General features: G+C 52.4%; 3 protein-coding genes, 1 tRNA gene and 1 pseudogene. 4 read left to right on the forward strand and 1 reads right to left on the reverse strand.

Annotated elements, in window-relative coordinates; translation table 11 throughout:
- The 4 genes and pseudogenes from ACUU1M_RS18160 to envY all read left to right on the forward strand — a co-directional run.
- Window positions 1-764, forward strand: a 764-nt coding sequence (locus ACUU1M_RS18160; RefSeq protein ID WP_449144723.1) for a GspE/PulE/PilB domain-containing protein, incomplete at its 5' end; no start/stop codon positions are given.
- A complete protein-coding gene (nfrA, locus tag ACUU1M_RS18165) occupies window positions 751-3,723 on the forward strand; it encodes a bacteriophage adsorption protein NfrA (protein WP_005073188.1) in 2,973 nt (990 codons plus the stop codon). The genes ACUU1M_RS18160 and nfrA, both read left to right, overlap by 14 nt.
- Window positions 3,724-4,613 (forward strand): annotated as a pseudogene (locus ACUU1M_RS18170) (DUF4434 family protein).
- Between the two features lie 182 nt (window positions 4,614-4,795).
- Entirely contained in the window at window positions 4,796-5,557 is a 762-nt protein-coding gene (gene envY / locus ACUU1M_RS18175) for a DNA-binding transcriptional regulator EnvY (protein WP_134799712.1), read from the forward strand.
- A gap of 45 nt (window positions 5,558-5,602) precedes the next feature.
- Here the strand turns inward: envY and ACUU1M_RS18180 are convergent.
- Window positions 5,603-5,679 (reverse strand) — tRNA-Arg (locus ACUU1M_RS18180).
- Between the last annotated feature and the right edge of the window lie 264 nt (window positions 5,680-5,943).

Genomic DNA, 5,943 nt, shown 5'->3' on the forward strand with positions numbered 1-5,943 from the left:
AAATTCTGCTGGAAAATCAGGTCATCACTGAAGAACAACTCGATACAGCACTGCGTAATCGCGTCGAAGGTCTACGCCTGGGCGGTTCAATGCTGATGCAGGGGCTGATTAGCGCCGAGCAGCTGGCACAGGCGCTGGCAGAGCAAAACGGCGTGGCGTGGGAATCCATCGATGCCTGGCAGATCCCGTCCTCGCTGATTGCCGAAATGCCAGCCTCCGTAGCGCTGCATTATGCAGTACTGCCGCTGCGTCTGGAAAATGATGAGTTAATTGTCGGCAGTGAAGATGGTATTGACCCGGTTTCGCTGGCGGCCCTGACGCGTAAAGTCGGACGCAAAGTGCGTTACGTCATTGTTCTGCGGGGACAAATTGTCACAGGGTTACGCCACTGGTATGCACGCCGACGCGGTCACGATCCGCGGGCAATGTTGTACAATGCGGTTCAGCATCAGTGGCTCACGGAACAGCAGACCGGTGAAATCTGGCGGCAATATGTGCCGCATCAGTTCCTGTTCGCCGAAATACTGACCACGCTCGGTCATATTAATCGTTCAGCAATTAACGTGTTGTTATTGCGCCATGAACGCAGTTCTCTGCCGCTCGGCAAGTTTTTGGTCACCGAAGGCGTTATCAGCCAGGAAACGTTGGATCGCGTCCTGACAATTCAACGCGAATTACAAGTTTCGATGCAATCACTATTACTCAAAGCAGGTTTAAACACAGAACAGGTTGCGCAACTGGAGTCCGAAAATGAAGGAGAATAACCTTAATCGCGTCATCGGATGGTCTGGTTTACTGCTGACGTCTTTATTGAGTACCAGCGCACTCGCAGACAATATCGGCACCAGCGCAGAAGAGCTGGGGCTGAGCGATTATCGCCATTTTGTTATTTATCCCCGTCTCGATAAGGCGCTGAAGGCACAGAAAAATAACGACGAAGCAACCGCCATCCGCGAATTTGAATATATACACCAACAGGTGCCGGATAATATTCCGCTGACTTTATACCTTGCGGAAGCCTATCGTCATTTTGGTCATGATGACCGGGCGCGGCTGTTGCTTGAGGATCAACTGAAACGTCACCCAGGAGATGCCCGACTTGAGCGCAGTCTGGCGGCTATTCCAGTTGAAGTGAAAAGCGTTACGACTGTTGAAGAACTGCTTGCCCAGCAAAAAGCGGGCGACGCTGCGCCGACCCTGCGTTGTCGCAGTGAAGTCGGGCAGAATGCCCTGCGGCTGGCACAATTACCTGTCGCCAGAGCGCAACTGAACGATGCGACGTTTGCTGCATCGCCGGAAGGAAAAACGCTGCGAACCGATCTGCTGCAACGGGCAATCTACCTGAAACAATGGTCCCAGGCAGATACGCTATACAATGAAGCACGCCAGCAGAACACATTAAGCGCGGCAGAACGCCGTCAGTGGTTTGACGTGCTTCTTGCCGGGCAGCTGGACGATCGGATCCTGGCACTGCAATCACAGGGGATCTTCACCGATCCTCAGTCATATATTACTTACGCGACCGCGCTGGCTTATCGTGGCGAAAAAGCACGCCTCCAGCATTATCTCATTGAAAATAAGCCGCTGTTTACCACGGGCGCACAAGAGAAAAGTTGGCTCTATCTGTTATCTAAATACAGCGCCAACCCCGTTCAGGCATTGGCGAATTATACGGTGCAGTTTGCCGATAACCGCCAGTATGTTGTTGGCGCGACGCTACCGGTGCTGTTAAAAGAAGGTCAGTACGACGCAGCGCAAAAACTGCTCGCCACCCTCCCCGCCAATGAAATGCTTGAGGAGCGTTATGCTGTCAGCGTGGCGACCCGTAACAAGGCTGAATCTCTGTGTCTGGCACGATTGCTGTATCAGCAAGAACCGACAAATCTTCCCCGCCTGGATCAACTGACCTGGCAACTGATGCAGAACGAGCAGTCACGCGAAGCTGCCGATTTATTGCTGCAACGCTATCCTTTCCAGGGCGATGCGCGTGTCAGCCAGACTTTAATGGCGCGACTGGCATCTCTGCTGGAAAGTCATCCTTACCTAGCAACGCCGGCGAAGGTGGCGATTTTATCGAAACCCTTACCGCTGGCGGAGCAACGTCAGTGGCAAAGTCAGTTGCCGGGTATTGCAGATAATTGCCCGGCAATAGTTCGCTTGCTGGGCGATATGTCGCCTTCCTACGATGCTGCCGCCTGGAACCGTCTGGCAAAGTGTTATCGGGACACGCTACCCGGTGTGGCGTTGTATGCATGGCTTCAGGCCGAACAACGACAACCGAGCGCCTGGCAACATCGTGCGGTAGCCTATCAGGCGTATCAGGTTGAGGACTACGCCACCGCACTGGCGGCCTGGCAGAAAATCAGTCTTCACGACATGAGCAATGAGGATCTGCTCGCCGCCGCCAACACCGCTCAGGCAGCGGGAAATGGCGCGGCTCGCGATCGCTGGCTTCAACAGGCAGAACAACGTGAGCTGGGAAACAATGCTCAATACTGGTGGCTGCATGCGCAACGTTATATCCCAGCTCAGCCAGAACTCGCACTGAACGATCTCACGCGCTCAATCAATATTGCCCCTTCTGCCAACGCTTACGTTGCGCGGGCGACAATTTATCGCCAACGTCATAATGTTCCGGCCGCGGTGAGTGATTTGCGCGCCGCGCTGGAACTGGAACCGAATAATAGCAACACCCAGGCAGCGCTTGGTTACGCCTTGTGGGATAGCGGTGATATCGCACAGTCGCGGGAAATGCTCGAACAGGCGCATAAAGGGCTTCCGGACGATCCGGCACTGATCCGACAACTGGCCTACGTGAACCAGCGTCTGGATGACATGCCTGCGACGCAGCACTACGCCCGGCTGGTGATTGATGACATTGATAATCAGGCGCTGATAACCCCACTGACCCCAGAGCAAAATCAGCAACGCTTCAATTTCCGCCGTTTGCATGAGGAGGTCGGTCGCCGCTGGACGTTCAGTTTCGATTCTTCCATCGGCTTGCGTTCCGGCGCAATGAGTACCGCTAACAATAATGTCGGCGGTGCAGCGCCTGGGAAAAGCTATCGTAGCTACGGACAACTGGAAGCCGAGTACCGCATCGGACGCAATATGCTGCTGGAAGGCGACCTGCTCTCAGTTTATAGCCGCGTCTTTGCCGATACCGGAGAAAACGGGGTGATGATGCCGGTGAAAAATCCGATGTCCGGCACCGGTCTGCGCTGGAAGCCGCTGCGCGATCAGATCTTTTTCCTCGCCGTCGAACAGCAGTTGCCGCTGAACGGGCAAAATGGCGCATCCGATACCATGCTGCGCGCCAGCGCCTCATTCTTTAATGGCGGCAAATACAGCGACGAATGGCACCCGAACGGTTCAGGCTGGTTTGCCCAAAACCTGTACCTCGATGCGGCGCAATATATCCGCCAGGATATTCAGGCGTGGACGGCAGATTATCGCGTCAGCTGGCATCAGAAGGTAGCTAACGGACAGACTATTGAGCCTTACGCTCACGTTCAGGACAACGGCTATCGTGATAAAGGCACTCAGGGCGCGCAGCTTGGCGGTGTCGGGGTCCGCTGGAATATTTGGACCGGCGAGACGCACTACGACGCCTGGCCGCACAAAGTCAGTCTCGGCGTCGAGTATCAACATACCTTTAAGGCGATTAATCAACGTAACGGAGAGCGCAACAACGCGTTTCTCACCATTGGAGTGCACTGGTAAATGCGTAAGTTCATTTTCGTATTGCTGACACTGCTTTTGGTCAGCCCTTTTTCCTTTGCGATGAAAGGTATTATCTGGCAACCACAAAACCGAGATAGTCAGGTTACCGATACCCAGTGGCAGGGGCTGATGAGTCAGTTACGTTTTCAAGGCTTCGATACCCTGGTTTTGCAATGGACCCGTTACGGCGATGCATTTACCCAGCCAGAACAGCGCACGTTATTGTTTAAGCGTGCCGCAGCTGCGCAACAGACTGGCCTGAAGCTGATTGTCGGGTTGAACGCCGATCCGGAATTTTTTATGCACCAGAAACAGTCGTCTGCAGCGCTGGAAAGCTATCTTAATCGCCTGCTGGCTGCCGATCTCCAGCAAGCCAGATTATGGAGCGCCGCGCCTGGCATAACGCCGGATGGCTGGTACATCAGCGCGGAAATTGACGACCTGAACTGGCGCAGCGAAGCCGCCCGTCAACCTTTGCTAACATGGTTAAACAACGCGCAGCGGCTGATTAGCGATGTTTCAGCAAAACCGGTTTATATCAGTAGTTTTTCGCCGGAAACATGTCGCCCGATGGCTATCGCCAACTGCTGGAACAAGTTAAAGCAACCGGAGTTAATGTCTGGGTACAGGATGGCAGCGGCGTGGATAAACTTACCGCTGAACAGCGTGAACGTTATCTACAGGCCAGCGCCGATTGCCAAAGCTCCGCCCCAGCAAGCGGCATTGTTTATGAACTGTTTGTCGCCGGCAAAGGCAAAACCTTTACAGCGAAACCGAAACCGGACGCAGAAATTGCCTCGCTGTTAGCGAAACGTTCCTCTTGCGGTAAAGACATGCTCTATTTCTCTCTGCGCTATTTGCCCGTCGCGCACGGCATTCTCGAGTATTAAATCCCCTCCAGGTAAGTCGGGTACGACCTGGCTTACCTCTTTCGCTCTCGTCAGAATTCCATCAAGATTAATTGCTAAAAAGCATGCTAAAGAAAGAAGATCGTTATCGGCGAACGGGCCGATCACTCATGCAGGAAGCATAGATCCTTTGAGCGGAGTTTCTGATATCTGAGGAGTGCGAAATGCAATTGAGCAGCAGTGAACCTTGCGTGGTGATCCTGACCGAAAAAGAGGTAGAGGTAAGCGTCAATAACCATGCTACGTTTACCCTTCCGAAAAACTACCTGGCCGCCTTCGCGTGCAACAATAACGTCATTGAACTCTCAACGTTAAATCACGTATTAATCACCCACATCAACCGTAACATCATCAACGATTATCTGTTGTTTTTAAATAAGAAATTAACCTGTGTAAAGCCCTGGTCGCGGCTGGCAACCCCGGTTATCGCTTGTCATAGCCGTACACCGGAAGTGTTCCGGCTAGCCGCCAACCACAGCAAGCAGCAACCCAGCAAACCCTGCGAAGCGGAGTTGACGCGCGCATTACTTTTTACCGTATTGTCTGACTTTCTTGAGCAATCGCGGTTTATTGCCCTACTGATGTATATCTTACGCAGCAGCGTCCGCGACAGCGTCTGCCGCATTATTCAAAGCGATATTCAGCATTACTGGAATCTGCGAATTGTCGCCAGTTCGTTATGTTTAAGCCCCAGCCTGCTCAAAAAGAAATTAAAAAACGAAAATACCAGCTATAGCCAGATTGTCACAGAGTGTCGTATGCGTTACGCCGTACAGATGTTATTGATGGATAACAAAAATATCACTCAGGTGGCGCAATTATGTGGCTATAGCAGCACGTCGTACTTTATCTCTGTTTTTAAGGCGTTTTACAGCCTGACACCGTTGAATTATCTCGCCAAACAGCGACAAAAAGTGATGTGGTGAAGGGCAAAGCGGAAACGGATAAGACGGGCATAAATGAAGAAGAAATGGCGCGCCCTGCAGGATTCGAACCTGCGGCCCACGACTTAGAAGGTCGTTGCTCTATCCAACTGAGCTAAGGGCGCGTTGATACCGCAATGCGGTGTAATCGCGTGAATTATACGGTCAACCCTTGCTGAGTCAATGGCTTTTGATCTGGTTGCTGAACAAGTGAACGACCGCGTCTGATTTTCTGATTTATTTCGCTATAGCGGCAAACAAACGCACACCGCTGCGCGTCTGAATCAAGAAAACCCGTATTTTCATGTATCAAAGTACAATTTACCGCCCTAACGGAAAATTGTCCGCTCCTATGAGACTGGTAACTATGAAACCAACGTCGGTGATCA

This window comes from Shigella sp. SIG6 (assembly GCF_053555815.1).